The organism is uncultured Brevundimonas sp. (assembly GCF_963975535.1).
Taxonomy (GTDB): domain Bacteria; phylum Pseudomonadota; class Alphaproteobacteria; order Caulobacterales; family Caulobacteraceae; genus Brevundimonas.
In genome coordinates this window covers 68,962-87,523 of record NZ_CAXBHE010000009.1, presented here as the reverse complement: position 1 = coordinate 87,523, position 18,562 = coordinate 68,962, and the positions used below count along the sequence as shown (strand labels likewise).

Below are 18,562 nucleotides of genomic sequence, written 5' to 3'. Positions count from 1 at the left end.
ACTCCGACGGACATCGGACAGATAGGGGGGTGGCGTTCGCGCCGCCCCCCGTTTCGTGTCAGGCGGCCGCCCCGGGGGCGGCGGGCAATTCCATGCCGCGGGCTCCGGCAAGGACGGCATCGGTCAGCTCGGCCTGACGCATCTGGGCCCCGTGGAGAACGGACCGGGACAGATCCGCGCCGGTCAGCACCGCCCGGCGGAGATCGGCACCGGTCAGGTCCGCGCCGCGCAGACAGGCTCCGGTCAGGTCGGCCGGCAGCAGCCGGTCGATGGCCAGCATCAACGGCCCCAGCTGGGCCCCGCGCATGTCAGCCCCGTTGAGCCGCGCCCGGGCCAGTCGGGCCCCGCGCAAATCGGCCCCCTGCAGATTGGCCGAGCGCAGGTCGGCATCCTCGAGATGCGCGCCCTGCAACTGGACCCCGGCCATGTCGAGGCCATAGAAGACCGCGCCGCGCGCCGACAGGGCCGTCAGATTGAGTCCGGTGATCGATCGCAATTCCCGCAGGTCGACGCCGTCGAACACCGAGGGCTGGCCCTCGGCCCCACCGGTGTCACACCAGCGGGCGTGCTCGCCCAGCATGTCGGCGGCCGGCATGACCGACACCGGGGCCCCGGCGGAGCGGTGATCGGTCAGCGCCCCCTCCATATTGGCCCCGTCGGTACGCCACAGGTCCGCCTTGACGCCGACCAGGATGGCGTCGCGCAGATCGGCCCCGGTCAGGTCCGCACCGGACAGGTCGGCACCGGCCAGGTCCGCCCCGCGGAAACTGGCCTGTTTCAGATTGGCCCGGACCAGCTTGCAGTCCTTCATGATCGCATCGGTGAAGTCCGCGGCGACCGCGATGATGCCCGTCAGCTTTGACCGCTGCAGATTGGCCCCGGCCAGACAGGCCCCCTGGGCCTGGGTATCGGTCCGCGACTTCGACTCGACCACGCGGAAGCCGAGCCGGGAATCGGCGGCGGCGATGGTGCCTTCCCGCAGGTCGGCCTCGAACATGTCGGCACCGGACAGATCGGCCCCGCGCAGACAGGCACCCCGCAGGTCGGCGCGCCGCAGGCTGGCCTCGACCAGGAGGACGTCCTGCATGTCCGAGCCAAAGAAGGTGGCATTGTCCAGCCGCGCGCCACTCAGATCGCACCCGATCATGCAGGCGGCGGAAAAGTCGGCATCGGCGAGATTGCGCCCGACCATGCTCAGGCCGCTGAGATCCATCCAGGCAAACACCGCGCGCGCACCGCCGGGCCGGGCCTGCCACAGACGATCGTGCCGGGCGCAGATGGCGTCCAGCTCCGGCTGTGTGAGGCGTCGTCGGGCGACATCTGGCGAGGTCACAGGCATGGGTTCATGCTAAACCCGTTCGCTTAAGGAAGACTTGCGGAAACCCGGGTTTTTCCGTTCAGACTCAAGCCGTCAGCAGGCCCTGTTCGATCAGGGCGTCGGCCAGTTCGCCGGGTCCGGTCCACAGGCGCGTATAGCCCGCCTCGCCGAGGCGTTTCAGCTCCATGGCGAGGTCGGCCCGGGGGGCCGCGGCGAACCGGGCGTCGAAGCCGGCCCCGTCCTCGCTGATGCGCACCATCGGGCGCCCGCTTTCGAGCCGGTGCAGATAGCCTTCGTACAGGACGGCGGCATCCGCGCTGAGCAGGCCGGACTCGACCGTCAGTCCCGACTGGCGCAGCCGCTCGATGCCCCGGCCCGAGGCGAAGGGCGAGGGATCGACGGCCGCGATCACGACCCGGGCGATCCCGGCCTCGACCAGGAACTGGGCGCAGGAGGTGCGTCCCGACGAACGTGCGCCGCAGGGCTCCATCGTCACATAGGCGGTCGCCCCGCGAGCCTGGTCGCCGGCGGCCGGAATCGCCTGTTCCTCGGCATGGGGCCGGCCACCGGGGGCCGTGGCCGCCTCGGCCAGCACCGCCCCGTCGCGAACGATGACACAGCCGACCGCCGGATTGGGCCAGGTGTCCCCCATCCGGCCCAGGGCCAGGTCGATGGCCCGGCGCATGAAGCCGAGATCGGCGGCGGCGTCGCTCACGGCAGCACCGGAAGGGTCTGGGCCCGGGCCGTGTCGAGATAGCGGGCGGCGACCGGCTTCAGGTTCGCGTCCAGATCGATCTCCAGCGGATTGCCGGTCGGGATCTCGACGCCGACGATCCGGTCGTCCGGCACCTGGAACAGATGTTTGACGATGGCGCGCAGCGAATTGCCGTGGGCGACGATCAGCACGTCCTCGCCCGCCTTGAGGCGGGGGGCGATGGCGTCGGTCCAGTAGGGCAGAACCCGCTCGAGCGTGATCTTGAGGCTTTCGGTGTCGGGGATCGGCTGGCCCGCATAGCGGGGGTCGGCATGAAAATCGTACTCGCCGCCGGGGGCCAGCGGCGGCGGCGGCACGTCATAGCTGCGACGCCAGATGCGGACCTGGTCCTCGCCGTGCTTTTCCGCCGTCTCGGCCTTGTTGAGGCCGGTCAGGCCGCCGTAGTGGCGTTCGTTCAGCCGCCAGTCCTCGACGGTGGGGATGTCCCTGAGGTTCGCGGCCTGCAGGGCCAGGGCGCCGGTCCGTTTGGCCCGCGTCAGCACCGACACGAACATCACATCGGGCCTGAAGCCGGACGCGGCGATCAGCTCACCGCCCCGACGGGCTTCGGCCTCCCCCCGGGCGGTCAGGTCGACATCGACCCAGCCCGTGAAGCGGTTCTCGAGATTCCACTGGCTCTGGCCGTGACGCAACAGGATCAGACGGGGCATTCAGGGTCTCCGACGGTAATAGACGGGGCGTAGGACCGGGTGAGCGCCGGGTCAAGGCGACCGCCGCACCGCCTTCGGCAGGCCGTCGGAGCCGTTGCCGACGACCGGCGTTGTTGTTGGCCCCGCCCCGGGTGTCCTATAGCCAGCCCCAGTCCGGTCTCATTCAAGGCTCCGTCCATGCAAAAACCCCGTTCCGACCTTCGTCCCAACACCGCCGACTACGAGACCACACCGCTGGTGAAGGCGACGGGCTTTCGCGAATATGATGCGCGCTGGATCCTGGACAAGGAGATCAACCTGCTGGGCCTGCAGGCCCTGGGGCTGGGCCTGGCCACCTATGTCCACGAGGTCGGCACCCGGCCGCGCATCGTGGTTGGCCACGACTACCGGTCCTATTCCCTGACCGTCAAACAGGCCCTGATCCTCGGCCTGCTGGAAGGCGGGATGGAGGTGCTGGACATCGGCCTGGCCCTGTCGCCGACCGCCTATTTCGCCCAGTTCGCGCTCGACGCGCCCTGCGTGGCCATGGTCACGGCCAGCCACAACGAGAACGGCTGGACCGGTGTCAAGATGGGGGCCAATCCGCCGCTGACCTTCGGGCCCGACGAGATCGGGCGGCTGAAGACCATCGTGCTGGAGGGCCAGGGCGTGGCCCGGCCGGGCGGGCGGCTGGAGCGGGTCGAGGGCTTCCGCGACCGTTATCTGGACGAGGTCACCACCGGGGTGACGCTGACCCGGCCGCTGAAGGTGGTGGCCGCCTGCGGCAACGGCACGGCCGGGGCCTTCGCGCCCGAGGCCCTGCGGCGCATGGGGGTGGAGGTGATCGAGATGGACACCGAGCTCGACTACAATTTCCCGAAATACAATCCGAACCCCGAGGACCACGCCATGCTGAGCCAGATGGCGCAGCGGGTGCGCGAGACCGGGGCCGACCTGGCCCTGGGCTTCGACGGCGACGGCGACCGCTGCGGCGTGGTCGATGACACCGGCGAGGAGATCTTCGCCGACAAGATCGGCCTGATGCTGGCGCGCGACCTGTCGGCCCTGCACGCCGACGCCACCTTCGTCGTCGATGTGAAGTCGACCGGCCTGTACAAGACCGATGAGGTCCTCAAGTCCAACGGCGCGGACGTCGTCTACTGGAAGACCGGCCACAGCTATATCAAGCGCAAGACCGCCGAGCTGGGGGCCCTGGCCGGGTTCGAGAAGTCGGGCCATTTCTTCTTCAACGCCCCGATCGGGCGCGGCTATGACGACGGGATTGTCGCCGCCGGGGCCATTCTGGCCATGCTGGATCGCAACCCCGGGAAGAAACTCTCGGCGCTGAAGGCGGCCCTGCCGGATGCCTGGACCAGCCTGACCATGAGCCCGCATTGCGATGACGAGCTGAAATACGAGGTGCTGGAGCGGATCGTCGCCGACTACGAGGCCCTGGCGGCGTCCGGCGGCTCGATCCTGGGCCGGAAGATCGTCGAGGCCATCACCGTCAACGGAGTGCGGGTGCATCTCGAGGACGGCTCGTGGGTGCTGGTGCGCGCCTCGTCGAACAAGCCCGAGCTGGTGGTGGTGGTCGAGAGCATGCGCTCGGCCGACGACATGCGCGCCCTGTTCCACGACGAGGTGAAGCCGCGCCTGGCGAAATACCCCGAGATCGGGGCCTACAATCAGGAGATCTGATCCGTCAGGGCCGGTCGTCATCATCGGCGGGGGCTTTTCCGGCTCCATGCTGGCGGTGCGGCTGGCCGAACGCGGCATCGCCTCGAGCCTGATCAACCGCACCCCGGAGTTCGGCCCGGGGGTGGCCTATGCGACGCCGTTCGACGGCCATCTGCTGAACGTCAGGGCCGGACGGATGAGCGCGGTCGAGGATCGGCCGGACGATTTCATCGACTGGCTGTCCCGCCACCACCCCGGCCATGCCGACGCGGCGGGCTTCGTCCCGCGTCGGCTGTTCGGCCACTATGTGCAGGACCGGCTGGCGGCGGCCGAGGCGGCGCATCCGGGACGAATCGACCGGGTCGTCGGCGAGGCGGTGGCCATCGAGAGCGACGGGGTCCGGCTGGCGGACGGCCGGGTCGTTCCGGCCCGGGCCGTCGTGCTGGCCACCGGCAACCCCGCCCCGCGGATGGCGGCGGATGACAGCAGCGGCGATCGCGTGCTGGGCGACCCCTGGGTCGCCGGAGTCCTGGCGCGGATCGGGGCCGACGACGACGTGCTGATCGTCGGCAGCGGCCTGACCATGGTCGACCTGTTGCTGCAACTGACGGCGGGCGGCTGGCGCGGCCGCGCCACGGCCCTGTCGCGGCGCGGCCTGCTGCCCCGGGCCCACCGGATCCATCATGAGGTGCCGACGGACCCCACCCCCGGCATGGTCGCGGGACCGGCGTCGCGGCGACTGGGCGACGGACGACGGCTGGCCCGGTCGGACGGATGGCGGGCCATGATGGACGGTCTGCGGCCGGTCACCGCCGACCTGTGGCGCGCGGCCGATCCGGCGGTCCGGGCCCGGCTGCTGCGGCATCTGCGGCCGTGGTGGGATGTGCACCGTCATCGCCTCGCCCCGGTCGTGGCCACGGCCATCGACGGGCTGGTGGCGGACGGACGGCTGCGGGTCGTGGCGGGCCGGGCCCGACGGATCGCGGCCACGTCCGGGTCCGTGACCCTGCACTGGACGCCGCGTCACAGCGCGACCCCGGAGACCCTGACGACGGGCTGGCTGATCGACTGCAGCGGACCCGGCCATGATCCGGCCCGGAGTGCGCTGACCGGTCCGTTGCTCGAGGCCGGACGCGCACAACTGGACACCCTGGGGCTGGGGCTGGCGCTCGATGCCGACGGGCGGGTGCTGCAGGCCGACGGCACGCCGGACCCGGGGCTGTTCGTGCTGGGCCCGCCGGCCCGCGCCGCCTTCTGGGAGTCGATCGCCGTGCCTGACATCCGCCGCCACCTGGAAGCCGTGGTGACCGCCCTGGCCGGCTAGCGGTAGGCCCCGTCGCGCAGATTGATGCCGTGTTCGACCCAGGCCTTGAGCGCCGACAGCATATGGGACCATCCCATGCAGTTGCCGTAGGAGGCTTTCAGGCCCGCCGGCGTCTGGCGCCAGCCTTCCTCGGCGATGCGGACGAGCGTGCGGGCTCCGGCGTCCAGCGGCTGGAAGGTCAGGGTGACCGTCGTCATATAGCCTGCGTCCATGACCGGATCGGTATCCTCCGGCGCGCCCTCGCCGGCTGCCCAGCGCAGAACGATGCGCTCATCCTGAACCACCTCGACGACCTCTACAGGAAAGGTCTCCGGAAATTCCGCGAACGCCCACTGGACCGTGGCACCGGCCTGCAGCCGACCGACCGCGCCGCCGGTGGTGAAATATTCCGACAGTTTCGCCGGATCGACCACCGCCTCGAACACCTCGTGCACCGGCCGTCCGATCCGGGTGCTGACCTCGAATTTCAGCTCCATTGATCTGCTCCATGGTTGCTGCCGGCTATTTTATGTTATAAAAATAAAACATGTCAAACGACGACGATCTGGACGGTGTGTTCCGGGCCCTGGCCAATCCGCTTCGCCGTCGCCTGCTGGATGCGATAAAGGCGGGGCCGCGAACGACGGGCCAGTTGTGCGCCGCCGAGCCGTCACTGGATCGCTGCACCGTGATGCAGCACCTGAAGGTCCTGGAAACCGCCGGTCTGATCATCGTCCGGCGCGAGGGCCGCGAACGCTGGAATCACCTCAACGCCATGCCGATCAAGGCCGTCCACGATCGCTGGATCGCCCCCTACGCGCGCGGGGCGGTGGCGATGCTGGAAGACCTGAAGCGACGGGCTGAACGTTAGCCCGCCGCCTCGATCGCCGCGACGATGTCGAGGACCACGCCTTCGACCATGGCCGGGTCATCGCCCTCGGCCATCACGCGGATCAGTTTCTCGGTGCCGGACTTGCGCACCAGCAGGCGACCGACCCCGGTCAGCCGGGCCTCGCCGACGGCGATGGCCGTCTTGACCGCCGTGGCCTCCAGCGGCTTGCCGGCCTTGTAGCGGACGTTCTGCAGCAGCTGGGGCACCGGCTCGAACTGTTGGGCCAGGTCGCTCATGGTGCGGCCGCTCTCGACCATGACCGCCAGGACCTGCAGCGCCGACATCAGGCCGTCACCGGTGGTGGCATAGTCGTGCAGGATGATGTGGCCGGACTGTTCGCCGCCGAGGTTGAACCCGCCCGAGCGCATCCGTTCCATCACATAGCGATCGCCGACATTGGTGCGTTCGAGCGACAGGCCGTCGGCGAGGAGACCACGTTCGAGCCCCAGGTTGGACATGACGGTGGCGACCACGCCGCCGCCGGTCAGCAGGCCGCGCCGGGCCCAGTCGCGCGCAATCAGGGCCATGATCTGGTCACCGTCGATGACCTTGCCGTGCTCATCGCAGATGATCAGCCGGTCGGCGTCCCCGTCCAGGGCGATGCCGATGTCGGCCCGGTAGCGCTTGACCGCCTCGGCCAGGGCCGTCGGATAGGTCGAGCCGCATTCGGCATTGATGTTCAGACCGTCGGGGGTGACCCCGATCGGGAAGACCTCGGCCCCCAGTTCGTAGAGGGTGGTCGGGGCGACGCGGTAGCCGGCCCCGTTGGCGCAGTCGATGGCGATACGCAGGCCCTGCAGGCTGAGGGTCTTGGGAAAGCTGGCCTTGGCGATCTCGATATAGCGGGCCTGGGCGTCGTCGATCCGCTTGACCCGGCCCAGCTTGTCCGGGGCGGCCAGCCCCTCGCCGAGGGCGGTGTCCATCATCGATTCGATCTTCAGCTCGACCTCGTCAGACAATTTGTAACCGTCGGGTCCGAACAGCTTGATGCCGTTGTCGACGAAGCTGTTGTGCGAGGCCGAGATCATCACCCCGATGTCGGCGCGCATCGACCGGGTCATCATCGCCACGCCCGGGGTCGGCAGGGGACCGAAGGTCAGGACATCCATACCGGCGCTGGCGAAACCGGCGACCAGGGCCGGCTCGATCATATAGCCCGACAGCCGCGTGTCCTTGCCGATCACCGCCAGATGGCGACGCTCGTTGCCGGACATGAACAGACGGCCCGCCGCGAGGCCGACGCGCAGCGCCACCTCGGGCGTCATCGGATGGGTATTGGCCCGGCCGCGGATGCCGTCGGTGCCGAAATAGCGTCGCTCGCCCAATGGGATTCTCCCGTGGTGTCGCCGGTACGGAAACCTTGCGAAACCGCAATTCAGATGCCTCAAGGCTACAGATCGCCTAGATGCGCAACCGGACCTTCCGCGCCGGATTAGACCGTCAGGCACCGGCGCGCAAAGCGGCGTCCATCATTTTCCGGGGAAGATATCATGTGCGGCATCATCGGAGTCACCGGCATCGGCCCCGCCGTCCCGCGGATAATCGACAGCCTGAAGCGGCTGGAATACCGCGGCTATGACTCGGCCGGGATCGCCGCCCTGGTCGACGGGCGTATCGAACGCCGTCGCGCCAAGGGCAAGATTCGCGAGCTGGAGGCGGTGCTGGCGGCCGAGCCGCTGGAGGCGACCCTCGGCATCGGTCATACGCGCTGGGCCACCCACGGGGCCCCGACCACGACCAACGCCCACCCGCACAAGGCCGGGCGTGTGGTGCTGGTCCACAACGGCATCATCGAGAATTTCGCCGAGCTGAAGGCCGAACTGGCCGACGCCGGCTGTGTGTTCGAGAGCCAGACCGACACCGAGGTCATGGCCCACATGCTGGACGAGGCGCTGAAGCGGGATTCCGATCCGCTGACCGCCTTCAAGTCGGTGCTCGACCGGCTGATCGGGGCCTATGCCCTGGCGGTGCTGATCGAGGGCGAGGACGGCCTGATCCTGGGCGCGCGCCGCGGCAGTCCGCTGGTGGTCGGCTGGGGCGAGGGCGAGATGTATCTGGGCTCTGACGCCCTGGCGGTCGGCCCCTTCACCCAGAAGATCAGCTATCTGGAAGAAGGGGACTATGTCGCCCTCAACCGCGACGGCGCGCGGATGTTCGACGGCAGCGGGACCGGGGTCAAACGCGCGATCGTCCAGGTCTCGGCCTCGTCGGCCATGGTCGAGAAGGGCGAGTATCGCCACTTCATGGAGAAGGAAATCCATGAGCAACCCGACAGCGTGCAGCGCACCCTGTCGGAGTATCTGGACTTCGTGAACGGCCGGGCCAAGACGCCGGCCATCGACTTCGCCGGCATCGACCGTATCCAGATCGTCGCCTGCGGCACCGCCTTCTATGCCGGCCAGATCGGCCGCTATGCCTTCGAGCGGCTGGCGGGCCTGCCCTGCGACGTCGAGATCGCCTCGGAGTTCCGCTACCGCGAACCGGCCGTCACCCCGGGCACCCTGGCCGTGGCCGTGTCCCAGTCGGGCGAGACCGCCGACACCCTGGCCTGCCTGGCCTGGTGCAAGGCGCATGGCCTCAGGACCGCCGCCCTGGTCAATGTCCATTCCTCGTCCATGGCGCGCGAGGCCTCGCTGCTGTGGCCGACCCATGCCGGACCCGAGATCGGCGTCGCCTCGACCAAGGCCTTCACCGCCCAGGTCGCCGCCCTGCTGGCCCTGGCGGTCGCCGCCGGCGTGGCCCGGGGCCGGATCGATGCGACCACCGAGGCCGAGCTGGTCAAGGCGCTGTTCGAGGCCCCGCGCCTGATCGCCGAGGCCCTGCAGATGGACGGCGACCTGCGCGAGGTGGCCCAGGACATCGCCAAGGCCACCGACGTCATCTTCCTGGGGCGCGGGGCCATGTTCCCGCTGGCCATGGAAGGCGCGCTGAAGCTGAAGGAGATCAGCTATATCCACGCCGAGGGCTATGCCGCCGGCGAGCTCAAGCACGGCCCGATCGCCCTGGTCGACGAATTCACCCCGATCGTGGCCCTGGCCCCGCTGGACGACGTCTACGAGAAGACCGCCTCCAACCTGCAGGAGGTGGCCGCGCGCGGCGGTCCGGTGATCATGATCGCCCCGGCCCGCGCCCCCGATCCGCACGGGGCCGGTATCCGCCGCATCGCCGCGCCCGACTGTCACCCGCTGGTCGCGGCCCTGGTCTATGCGGTGCCGATGCAGTTGCTGGCCTATTACACGGCCGTGCAGAAGGGCACGGACGTCGACCAGCCGCGCAACCTGGCCAAGTCGGTGACGGTGGAATAGCCGCGACGATCCGTATTTTTGCTTTCGTCATCCCGGCGAAGGCCGGGACCCGGCGGCGCGCGTGAGCGCGAACCTGTCGCGAACACCTGCCCGGCCCCATCACCTTCGCTTCGCTCCGGTGCCGCTGGGTCCCGGGGTCGCTTCGCGCCCCGGGATGACGATCGCTTTGAAAATGGCACCCGTCCGTCCGATCATGCGTTAGGATCGCGCTTCGCTGAACCAGGATTCGCATGACCGCCACGCCCCGTCGCCTTCGCAAGGCCGTCCTGCCCGTCGCCGGGCTCGGCACCCGGGTCCTGCCCGGGACCAAGACCACGCCCAAGGAACTGCTGAACGTCGTCGACCGGCCGATCCTGAGCTATATCGTCGAGGAGGCCCGCGAGGCGGGGATCGAGCACATCGTCTTCGTCACCGGTCGCTCCAAGGGGGCGATCGAGGACTATTTCGATCACCAGATCGAGCTGGAGGCCCAGCTGCTGGCCAAGGGCAAGACCGAGATCCTGGCGGCGATGAACGCCGAACTGGCCACCGCCGGCGAGATGAGCTTCACCCGCCAGATGCAGCCGCTCGGCCTGGGCCACGCCATCTGGTGTGCCCGCGACATCATCGGCGATGAGCCGTTTGCCGTGCTGCTGCCGGACGTGATCGTCGACTCCCGGCCCGGCGCGCTGAAACAGCTGGCCGGGGTCTATGCGGCGGTCGGCGGCAACGTCATCGGCGTCGAGGCGGTGCCGGACAGCGAGACCCACAAATACGGCATCGTCGATCCGGTGAACCGCGACGGCCGCAACATCCGCATGAAGGGGATGGTGGAGAAACCGGCCCAGGGCACGGCCCCGTCCAACCTGTCGATTTCGGGCCGCTATATCCTGCAGCCGGAGATTTTCGACTTCCTCGAGACCCAGGAGCGCGGGGCCGGCGGTGAAATCCAGCTGACCGACGCGATGGCCCGGCTGATGCAGGACCAGAGCTTCACCGCCGTCGAATACGCGGGCGTGACCCACGACTGCGGCGACAAGATCGGCCTGTTGCGGGCCAACGTCGCCCTGGCGCTGAAGCGGCCCGACCTGGGCGCGGCGGCTCGGGCGGCGATCGAGGCCCTGCTCTAGACCGACCGCTGCGCTTTGCCCGCGTCGCGGCTTGGGCTAGTCAGAGACGGCCTGTTGCAACGAGGGTTTGAGTGAGATGCGCGTACTGGTTCTGGGTGGCGACGGATTCTGCGGCTGGCCCACGGCCCTGCACCTGTCGGCCCGTGGCTGGGACGTGACGATCGTCGACAACCTGTCCCGCCGCAACATCGACAATGAGCTGGAAATCCAGTCGTTGACCCCGATCCGCACCATGGGCGAGCGGATCGCCGCGTGGAAGGCGGTCTCGGGCCGCAGCATCGATTTCGTCAACATGACCGTCGGCAAGGCGTTCGACCGCCTGGTCACCCTGATCCGCGACGTCAAACCCGACAGTGTCGTGCATTTCGCCGAACAGCGAGCCGCGCCCTATTCGATGAAGTCGGCGCGGCACAAGCTGTACACGGTCGACAACAACATCAACGCCACCAATCATCTGCTGGCGGCGATCGTCGAGAGCGGGCTGGACGTGCATCTGGCCCATCTGGGGACCATGGGGGTCTATGGCTATGCCACCGCCGGCCTGCGCATCCCCGAGGGCTATCTGAAGGTCACGGTCGACACCGACCACGGACCGGCCGAGCAGGAGATCCTGTTCCCGCCCAATCCGGGCTCGATCTATCACATGACCAAGACCCAGGACGCCCTGCTGTTCCAGTTCTACGCCAAGAACGACGGCCTGCGGGTCACCGACCTGCACCAGGGCATCGTCTGGGGCACCCAGACCGAGGAGACGCGTCAGGACGAGCGCCTGGTCAACCGCTTCGACTATGACGGCGACTACGGCACGGTGCTGAACCGCTTCCTGATGCAGGCGGCGGTCGGCTATCCGCTGACAGTGCACGGCACCGGCGGCCAGACCCGGGCCTTCATCCATCTGCAGGACACGGTGCGCTGTGTCGAACTGGCCCTGGCCAATCCGCCGAAGCGCGGCGAGCGGGTCAAGATCCTGAACCAGATGACCGAGAGCCACCGGGTGCGGGGTCTGGCGGCCATGATCGCCGGCATGACCGGGGCCACGGTCAGCAATGTGCCCAATCCGCGCCTCGAGGCCGACGAGAACGAGCTGGTCGTGGCCAATGACCAGTTCCGCGATCTGGGGCTGAAGCCGATCACCCTGGCCCAGGGCCTGCTGGACGAGGTCACCGGCATCGCCCGCCGCTACGCCGATCGCGCCGACCTGTCGAAGGTGCCCTGTGTCTCGTCGTGGAACAGCGCCCGGGCCGAGGCCGTGCAGGCGGCTCCGGCGCTGCCGGTCTCCGCCGCCACCACCACAGCCCGCAGCGCCTGATCCGCATGGCCCGACCCGACTCCGCCGCTCCCCGGTCGCTGGTGATCTACGGCGGCGGCTGGCTGGGCCAGGCCGTGGCCCGGGCGGCGCTGGCGCAGGGCGACAGCGTCGCCGCAACCTCACGCGACGCCGGCCGGCGGGCGCAGCTGGCGCAGGACGGCCTTACCCCGCTCGATCCGGCCGACGCCGCCGCGTTGCAGGCCGCCGTGGCCGGAGCCTCGGCCATCCTGGTCACCGCCCCGCCCGAGGCGGGCGGCTGCCCCGGTGCCCGCGACCTGATCCCGGCGCTGGCGGCCTCGGGGTCGTGGCCGGACTGGATCGGCTATGTCTCCTCGACCGCCGTCTATGGCGACCGCGACGGCGGCTGGGTGTTCGAGGACGACGCCCTGAACGCCGCCAGTCTGGAAGGCGCGCGCCGGGTCCGGGCCGAGCAGGACTGGCTGGACGCGGCGCAGGGCATGGGGCTGACGGTGCAGCTGTTCCGCCTGCCCGGCCTGTACGGACCGGGTCGGTCGGTGATCGAGCGGCTGCGCGACGGCACGGCCCGGCTGGTGCGCAAGCCGGGTCAGGTGTTCAACCGCATCCATGTCGACGACGTGGTCGCGGGCCTGTTCGCCTCGATGGCCCGGCCCCGACCCGGGGCCGCCTATAATCTGAGCGACGACGAACCCTGCGCCGCCGAGACGGTGACCGCCTGGGCCGCGGAACGGCTGGGCCTGCCGCGCCCGCCCGAGGTCGACTGGACCGACGCCTCGGTCAGCGCGGGGATGCGGCGCTTCTATCTGGACTCGAAGCGGATCTCGAACGCCCGGGCCAAGGCCGAACTGGGCTGGCGACCGCGCTATCCGTCATACCGCGAGGGGCTGGAGGCGCTGATCCGCGAGGGCGGCTGAACATTGCGACCTGCCCCGGAAAGAGTGATGCTGGGTCCATGAAACAGAAACCCACCCTGGCCATGACCCTCGCCATCGCCATTCCGCCCATCATTGTTCTGCTGATCTTCGGACTCACCAAATGGGGTTGGTTCGGCTGAGCGCATTCCTGTTTGGCCGCGGTCACAGGGCTCTGCCCTGTCGACCCGACGCGGCCTGGCGCTGCGCGCGGGACCTGCGCTCAAGCAGCGCGTGACCGCGTCGCGAGCGGTAGCGCCCGAAGAAGCGCTCAAGAAGCGAGCCGCCGCGCGGCGAGCGGTAGCGCCCTGCGCTAGAATGGCAGCAGGTTGCGCTGGCGGCTGTAGGCCATGGTGCCGACATTGGCCCCCAGACGCAGGCCCACGCCCGTGCGGACCGGGGCCAGGACGATGCCGTCGGCCTGCTGGTAGTTCACACCGAGGCCGCCGATCAGATAGGCGCTGCCCTCGACGCCCGGATAGCGGCGATACAGGGCGTCGGGCTGGTACAGGCCATAGACCAGGGTGAAGACCCGGCTGACATTGCCCCCGACATCCCAGCCGATGGAGATACCCTGCCAGAACACCTCCTGCGAGGCCGACAGGTCCTTCATATGCAGGGCCCCGCGACCGTAGCGCAGGCCGATGCCGGCGGCCCCGGCCCCCTCCTCACCCGCGATATAGGCGGTCGGACGGTCGCCCTGTTCGGCGAAGATGCGTTCGATGGCCCCGCCCATGGCCTCGGCGGCGATGCCCAGTTCGCGCGACCCGGCGGCGATCAACTCCTCGGCCGTATAGGTCGGGGCGGCCGCGTCCGACGAGATCGGATAGCTGGGCTCGGTCGGCTGGCGCGGACCCGAGGCGCAGGCCCCGAGGGCGGACCCCGCGGCGGTGGCGGCGAGACCGGACAGGATCATTTGGCGGCGATGCATGGCGGGACTCTCTGGGCTGGCGACGGAAGCAGGCGGCCACGCGACTCGCGACCGGAGCCGCAGGGTCACCGCCTTTTACGGCAGACTTGCGGCCCCAGGGTTAACGGAACCTTGCCAGACCGCCGCCCATCCCTGTCCACGGGCCCTCAGGTCCGCAGGGTCGCGCCGGTTTTTTCCGCCGCCGCCACGATCTTCGCCGACAGGGCGTCGATCTCGGCCTCGGTCAAAGTCGCCTCGCGCGGCTGGATCACCACCTCAAGCGCCATCGAGGCCTTGCCTTCGGGCACGCCGGGGCCGCGATAGAGGTCGAACACCCGGACGCCGGCGATCAGGGCCTTGTCCGCGCCGCTGACCGCCCGGACCAGATCGCCGGACGCTGTGCCGTCCTCGACCAGGAAGGCGAAGTCGCGGGTCAGGGGCATCAGATTGGCCAGATTGGCGGGGCCGCGGGCCTTGCCGCCCTTGCCGCGGGGCTCGGGCACGGACTCGAGCACGATCTCGAAGGCCAGCATCGGTCCGTCGGCGTCCAGCGCCTTGAGCACGCGCGGATGCAGGGCCCCGAATTCGGCGATGACCGTCTTGGGTCCCAGCTGCAGCCGGGCCGACCGGCCGGGATGCCACCAGTCGCGGTTCTGGCCCTGGGTCAGCTGCAGCGAAGCCACCGGGGCCCCGATTTCTTCCAGCAGGGCCATCAGGTCGCCCTTGAGGCCGAACAGGGCATCCTCGCCCGCACCGCCCCAGTGGCGGGCCGGATGCGGGGCGATCAGGCCGGCGATGACCGTGCGCTGGTCGCCGGGACCGTCACCCAGATAGATGGGGCCGATCTCGAACAGGGCGGCGTCGGGATGGCCGCGCGCCGCGTTGCGGGCCGCCGCCTGGATCAGATTGGGCAGGATCGACGGCCGCATGCAGTCGAGGTCCGAGGCGATCGGGTTTTCGAGCACCAGACGGTCATCGCCGCCACCGAACAGGGTGGCGGTGGCGCGGCGGGTGAAGGACCAGGTCACGGCCTCGGCATAGCCGAGACCCGCCAGGGCGCGACGGGCCAGACGCACACGGGCCTGACGCGGATTGAGCACGCCCTTGGACGCGCGGGGCATGTCCGGCAGGGGGGTGTCGGGCAGGGCGTCGAAGCCCTCGATGCGCGCGACCTCCTCGACCAGATCGGCCGGGCCCTCGACGTCGCGCCGCCAGCTGGGCGGGGTCACGCGCCAGGGCGCGGCGCGCTCGACGGCGAAACCGAGCGCCAGCAGGATGTCGGCGATCCGGTCTTCGCCCAGCGACAGGCCGGACAGGCGCTGCACATAGGCAGGGTCGAAGGCGAAGGCGACGGGCGCGGCCGGGGCCTGGCCGCTGACCACGACGTCTGACGGCTCACCACCGCACAGGTCGAGGATCAGGCGGGTCGCCAGCTCCAGACCGGGCACCACCGAGGCCGGATCGACGCCGCGGGCGAACCGGTACTGGGCGTCGGAATTGATCGTCAGGCTGCGGCCGGTCTGGGCGGTGACGATCGGGTCGAACCAGGCGCTCTCGACGAAGACGTCGGTGGTCGCGTCGGAACAGCCGGTCGACTCGCCGCCCATCACGCCGCCGAGGCCGATGGGACGCTCGCCGGCGGCATCGGCGATGACGCACATGGCGGGATCGACGGCATAGGTTTTGCCGTCCAGCGCAATCAGATGTTCGGGCTCGCCGGAATCGGTCGCCACCTGACCGCCGCGCACGACGATCTCGCCGCCGACCAGTTTCGCCGCGTCGTAGACATGTAGCGGCCGGCAGCGATCGTAGGTGACCAGGTTGGTGATATCGACCAGCCGGTTGATCGGGCGCAGGCCGATGGCGGTCAGCCGGGCCTGCAGCCATTCGGGCGAGGGTCCGTTCTTCACGCCGCGGATCAGGCGGCCGGCGAAGATCGGGCACAGGTCAGGATCGTCGATCCGCACCGTGACCGGCGACGGGAAGGTGCCGGGCACCGGATCAATGGCCGGGGTCTTCAGCGGGCCGAGACCGGCGGCGGACAGGTCGCGGGCGATGCCGGCGACACCGAGCCAGTCGGGACGGTTTGGGGTGACCTCAAAATCGATGACCGGCTCAGCCCCGAACACCGCGGCGGCCGGGGTGCCGACCGTGAGGCCGGCGTCGAGGTCGAGGATGCCGTCGCTGTCCCCGGCCAGCTCCAGCTCGGACGCCGAGCAGAGCATGCCGTTGGAAACCACGCCGCGCACCGGCTTCTCGACCAGCGTCACATCCAGTCCGGGGACATAGGCCCCGATCGGGGCATAGATGGTGACCAGGCCCGCGCGGGCGTTGGGCGCGCCGCAGACGATCTCCTTCATGCCGTCGACCGTCTCGACCTGGCAGACGCGCAGGCGGTCGGCATTGGGATGCGGCACCGCCTCGACGATGCGGGCGACGGTGAAGGGGGCCATGGCGGCCGTCGGGTCGGTGACATGCTCGACCTCGAGCCCGGCCATGGTCATGGCGGCGGCGATGTCGGCGACGGAGGCTTCGGTCTCAAGGTGATCCTTGAGCCAGGACAGGGTGAATTTCATCGTTGTGTCCTCAGCTCAGGCCGCTGGCGGCGTTCGGGGCCGCGAAGGCGGAAAAGCCATAGTGGGCCAGCCAGCGGGTATCGGCCTCGAACATCGGGCGCAGGTCGGAGACGCCGTATTTCAGCATGGCCAGACGGTCGACGCCCATGCCGAAGGCGAAGCCCTGGAACTCGTCGGGATCGATGCCGCAGTTGCGCAGCACATTGGGGTGAACCATGCCGCAGCCGAGAATCTCGAGCCAGTCGCTGCCGGTGTTCAGCTTCAGCTGACCACCCGAACGGTCGCAGCGGATGTCCATCTCGGCCGAAGGCTCGGTGAAGGGAAAATGGTGCGGGCGGAAGCGGGCGTCGACGTCGTCGACCTCGAAGAAACGGGCGATGAAATTGATCAGGGTCGTCTTCAGGTGACCCATGTGGATGTCGCGGTCGATGACCAGACCCTCGATCTGGTGGAACATCGGCGTGTGGGTCGCATCCGAGTCCTTCCGGAAGGTGCGGCCGGGGGCGATGATGCGGATCGGCGGTGTCTGCGACATCATTGTGCGCACCTGGACCGGCGAGGTGTGGGTGCGCAGCACCTTGCGCTCGCCGGTCTCCGGATCGGGCTTCAGGAAGAAGGTGTCGTGCATTTCCCGCGCCGGGTGTTTGGGCGGGAAGTTCAGGGCGGTGAAATTGTGGAAGTCGTCCTCGATGTCGGGCCCCTCGGCCACGGCGAAACCCATGTCGGCGAAGACGGCGATCATCTCGTCCATCACCTGCATGGTCGGATGGACGCTGCCCCGGCGACGCGGCCGGGCCGGCAGGGTCAGGTCGACCCCCTCGGCCAGCAGGCGGGCGTCGAGCTCGGCGGCCTCCAGCTCGGCCTTGCGGGCGGCCAGGGCCGACTGAACCCGGTCGCGCAGGCCGTTCAGCTTCGGCCCCTGGTCGCGGCGCTCGTCGGGGCACATGGCCCCCATGCCCTTCAGCAGGCCGGAGATGGTGCCGGACTTGCCGAGGGCGGCGACGCGCAGCTCCTCGACGGCGGCGACGGTGGCGGCACCGCCGATGGCGTTGATGAGGTCGAGTTCGAGTTGGGCGAGATCAGTCATGGTGCGGACCGTCTAACCCGGCGACGCCGTCACGCAAAGCCTTTGCCCCGGGTCGAAGCGGTCCGCAGGCGGGCGGCTCAGTCGTTGAGGATGAAGGTGATCTTCATGTTGACCCGGTATTCGACGATCTTGCCGGCACGGACGACGACCTTCTGGTCCTGGATCCAGGCCCCCTCGACATTCTTCAGCGTCTTGTCGGCCCGGGCGATGCCCTGGCTGACCGCGTCCTCGAAGCTGACGGTCGAGGCGGACGTGATTTCGGTGACTCGGGCGATGGACATGGCGGTCTCCGTGAGTTGCGACCCGGTCACGACATATCGTCGGACGGTCGGAACCGCGCGCCGGGGACTCCAGACCAACGGAAGACGCCCGCCCCGGTTCCCCGGAGCGGGCGTCTGTGTCGTCACATCGTCCGGTAGATCAGGCGGCGAGCGCGCCGCGGACCTTGTCAGCGATATCCTTGAAGCCGGTGCCGTCCATGGCCAGGGCGGCGAGGACCTTGCGGTCCAGCTCGATGCCGGCCTTGTCCAGGCCGTGCATGAACTGGGAGTAGGTGAAGCCTTCGGCCCGGGCCGCGGCGTTGATGCGCTGGATCCAGAGCGAACGGAAATTCCGCTTGTTGGTCCGACGGTCACGATAGGCATATTGCCCGGCGCGATCGACCGCGGCCTTGGCGGCGCGGATGGTGTTCTTGCGGCGGCCGTAGAAGCCCTTGGCCTGGGCCAGAACCTTCTTGTGCTTGGCGTGGGAAACTACGCCCCTTTTGACGCGAGCCATTTGGC

The 18,562-nt window shown here is 69.2% G+C and carries 17 protein-coding genes; 7 read left to right on the top strand and 10 right to left on the bottom strand.

Features of this window, described 5'->3' with window-relative positions; all coding sequences use genetic code 11:
• Positions 1-58: 58 nt before the first annotated feature.
• The 3 genes from AACZ75_RS12800 to gpmA all read right to left on the bottom strand — a co-directional run bounded on the left by AACZ75_RS12800 (position 59) and on the right by gpmA (position 2,743).
• A complete protein-coding gene (locus AACZ75_RS12800; protein ID WP_339873321.1) occupies positions 59-1,339 on the bottom strand; it encodes a pentapeptide repeat-containing protein in 1,281 nt (426 codons plus the stop codon).
• 64 nt (positions 1,340-1,403) lie between these two features.
• Positions 1,404-2,033 (bottom strand): bifunctional diaminohydroxyphosphoribosylaminopyrimidine deaminase/5-amino-6-(5-phosphoribosylamino)uracil reductase RibD, encoded by a 630-nt coding sequence (locus AACZ75_RS12795; protein WP_339873320.1) that lies wholly within the window; start codon positions 2,031-2,033, stop codon positions 1,404-1,406.
• Positions 2,030-2,743 carry a 2,3-diphosphoglycerate-dependent phosphoglycerate mutase gene (gpmA, locus tag AACZ75_RS12790; protein WP_339873319.1) on the bottom strand — a complete coding sequence of 238 codons (714 nt, stop codon included), beginning with the start codon at positions 2,741-2,743 and terminating at the stop codon, positions 2,030-2,032. The genes AACZ75_RS12795 and gpmA overlap by 4 nt, the downstream gene beginning before the upstream one ends.
• 177 nt (positions 2,744-2,920) lie before the next feature.
• Here gpmA and AACZ75_RS12785 point away from each other — a divergent pair, with 177 nt between their 5' ends.
• Together AACZ75_RS12785 and AACZ75_RS12780 are read left to right on the top strand one after the other, a co-directional pair.
• Complete coding sequence (locus tag AACZ75_RS12785) at positions 2,921-4,420, top strand: phosphomannomutase/phosphoglucomutase (RefSeq protein ID WP_339873317.1); 1,500 nt, start codon at positions 2,921-2,923, stop codon at positions 4,418-4,420.
• Positions 4,407-5,723: an FAD/NAD(P)-binding protein gene (locus tag AACZ75_RS12780; protein WP_339873379.1), complete on the top strand. Its 1,317-nt coding sequence runs from the start codon at positions 4,407-4,409 to the stop codon at positions 5,721-5,723. Before AACZ75_RS12785 ends, AACZ75_RS12780 begins: the two co-directional genes overlap by 14 nt.
• Here the strand turns inward: AACZ75_RS12780 and AACZ75_RS12775 are convergent.
• Complete coding sequence (locus AACZ75_RS12775) at positions 5,720-6,199, bottom strand: SRPBCC domain-containing protein (RefSeq protein ID WP_339873315.1); 480 nt, start codon at positions 6,197-6,199, stop codon at positions 5,720-5,722. The two genes, AACZ75_RS12780 and AACZ75_RS12775, sit on opposite strands and share 4 nt — an antisense overlap.
• 50 nt (positions 6,200-6,249) lie before the next feature.
• On the opposite strand from AACZ75_RS12775, the gene AACZ75_RS12770 reads away from it, so the two are divergent.
• The gene (locus AACZ75_RS12770) at positions 6,250-6,573 is read left to right on the top strand and encodes a metalloregulator ArsR/SmtB family transcription factor (RefSeq protein ID WP_339873313.1); all 324 of its coding nucleotides are present in this window, start codon (positions 6,250-6,252) and stop codon (positions 6,571-6,573) included.
• Here AACZ75_RS12770 and glmM read toward each other — a convergent pair.
• Complete coding sequence (glmM, locus tag AACZ75_RS12765) at positions 6,570-7,919, bottom strand: phosphoglucosamine mutase (protein ID WP_339873311.1); 1,350 nt, start codon at positions 7,917-7,919, stop codon at positions 6,570-6,572. The genes AACZ75_RS12770 and glmM overlap by 4 nt on opposite strands.
• 165 nt (positions 7,920-8,084) lie before the next feature.
• Between glmM and glmS the strand changes: the two genes are divergently transcribed.
• The 4 genes from glmS to AACZ75_RS12745 all read left to right on the top strand — a co-directional run bounded on the left by glmS (position 8,085) and on the right by AACZ75_RS12745 (position 13,210).
• The gene (gene glmS, locus AACZ75_RS12760; RefSeq protein ID WP_339873309.1) at positions 8,085-9,899 is read left to right on the top strand and encodes a glutamine--fructose-6-phosphate transaminase (isomerizing); all 1,815 of its coding nucleotides are present in this window, start codon (positions 8,085-8,087) and stop codon (positions 9,897-9,899) included.
• A 230-nt stretch (positions 9,900-10,129) separates the two neighbouring features.
• Positions 10,130-11,008 (top strand): UTP--glucose-1-phosphate uridylyltransferase, encoded by an 879-nt coding sequence (locus AACZ75_RS12755; protein ID WP_339873308.1) that lies wholly within the window; start codon positions 10,130-10,132, stop codon positions 11,006-11,008.
• Between the two features lie 76 nt (positions 11,009-11,084).
• A complete protein-coding gene (locus tag AACZ75_RS12750; RefSeq protein ID WP_339873307.1) occupies positions 11,085-12,317 on the top strand; it encodes an NAD-dependent epimerase/dehydratase family protein in 1,233 nt (410 codons plus the stop codon).
• 5 nt (positions 12,318-12,322) lie between these two features.
• Complete coding sequence (locus tag AACZ75_RS12745; RefSeq protein ID WP_339873306.1) at positions 12,323-13,210, top strand: SDR family oxidoreductase; 888 nt, start codon at positions 12,323-12,325, stop codon at positions 13,208-13,210.
• Positions 13,211-13,520: 310 nt separating this feature from the next.
• On the opposite strand, the gene AACZ75_RS12740 is transcribed toward AACZ75_RS12745, so the two are convergent.
• The 5 genes from AACZ75_RS12740 to rplT all read right to left on the bottom strand — a co-directional run bounded on the left by AACZ75_RS12740 (position 13,521) and on the right by rplT (position 18,557).
• The gene (locus tag AACZ75_RS12740) at positions 13,521-14,138 is read right to left on the bottom strand and encodes an EipA family protein (RefSeq protein WP_339873305.1); all 618 of its coding nucleotides are present in this window, start codon (positions 14,136-14,138) and stop codon (positions 13,521-13,523) included.
• 146 nt (positions 14,139-14,284) lie between these two features.
• Entirely contained in the window at positions 14,285-16,693 is a 2,409-nt protein-coding gene (gene pheT, locus AACZ75_RS12735) for a phenylalanine--tRNA ligase subunit beta (RefSeq protein WP_339873304.1), read from the bottom strand.
• A 10-nt stretch (positions 16,694-16,703) separates the two neighbouring features.
• Positions 16,704-17,780, bottom strand: coding sequence for a phenylalanine--tRNA ligase subunit alpha (gene pheS, locus AACZ75_RS12730; RefSeq protein ID WP_339873302.1), 1,077 nt, complete (start codon positions 17,778-17,780; stop codon positions 16,704-16,706).
• A 77-nt stretch (positions 17,781-17,857) separates the two neighbouring features.
• Positions 17,858-18,061, bottom strand: a complete 204-nt coding sequence (locus AACZ75_RS12725) for a dodecin family protein (RefSeq protein WP_339873300.1) — start codon at positions 18,059-18,061, stop codon at positions 17,858-17,860.
• Between the two features lie 139 nt (positions 18,062-18,200).
• On the bottom strand, positions 18,201-18,557 hold the full coding sequence (rplT, locus tag AACZ75_RS12720) for a 50S ribosomal protein L20 (RefSeq protein WP_300446134.1): 357 nt from the start codon (positions 18,555-18,557) through the stop codon (positions 18,201-18,203).
• Positions 18,558-18,562 lie beyond the last annotated feature (5 nt).

Excerpts from the sequence above, each read along its gene's own strand:
- gpmA (WP_339873319.1), bottom strand. The coding sequence starts at position 2,743 with ATGCCCCGTCTGATCCTGTTGCGTCACGGCCAGAGCCAGTGGAATCTC.
- pheS (WP_339873302.1), bottom strand. The coding sequence starts at position 17,780 with ATGACTGATCTCGCCCAACTCGAACTCGACCTCATCAACGCCATCGGC.
- AACZ75_RS12775 (WP_339873315.1), bottom strand. The coding sequence starts at position 6,199 with ATGGAGCTGAAATTCGAGGTCAGCACCCGGATCGGACGGCCGGTGCAC.
- AACZ75_RS12755 (WP_339873308.1), top strand. The coding sequence starts at position 10,130 with ATGACCGCCACGCCCCGTCGCCTTCGCAAGGCCGTCCTGCCCGTCGCC.
- glmS (WP_339873309.1), top strand. The coding sequence starts at position 8,085 with ATGTGCGGCATCATCGGAGTCACCGGCATCGGCCCCGCCGTCCCGCGG.
- pheT (WP_339873304.1), bottom strand. The coding sequence starts at position 16,693 with ATGAAATTCACCCTGTCCTGGCTCAAGGATCACCTTGAGACCGAAGCC.
- rplT (WP_300446134.1), bottom strand. The coding sequence starts at position 18,557 with ATGGCTCGCGTCAAAAGGGGCGTAGTTTCCCACGCCAAGCACAAGAAG.
- AACZ75_RS12745 (WP_339873306.1), top strand. The coding sequence starts at position 12,323 with ATGGCCCGACCCGACTCCGCCGCTCCCCGGTCGCTGGTGATCTACGGC.
- AACZ75_RS12740 (WP_339873305.1), bottom strand. The coding sequence starts at position 14,138 with ATGCATCGCCGCCAAATGATCCTGTCCGGTCTCGCCGCCACCGCCGCG.
- AACZ75_RS12800 (WP_339873321.1), bottom strand. The coding sequence starts at position 1,339 with ATGCCTGTGACCTCGCCAGATGTCGCCCGACGACGCCTCACACAGCCG.
- AACZ75_RS12725 (WP_339873300.1), bottom strand. The coding sequence starts at position 18,061 with ATGTCCATCGCCCGAGTCACCGAAATCACGTCCGCCTCGACCGTCAGC.
- AACZ75_RS12750 (WP_339873307.1), top strand. The coding sequence starts at position 11,085 with ATGCGCGTACTGGTTCTGGGTGGCGACGGATTCTGCGGCTGGCCCACG.
- AACZ75_RS12785 (WP_339873317.1), top strand. The coding sequence starts at position 2,921 with ATGCAAAAACCCCGTTCCGACCTTCGTCCCAACACCGCCGACTACGAG.
- AACZ75_RS12770 (WP_339873313.1), top strand. The coding sequence starts at position 6,250 with ATGTCAAACGACGACGATCTGGACGGTGTGTTCCGGGCCCTGGCCAAT.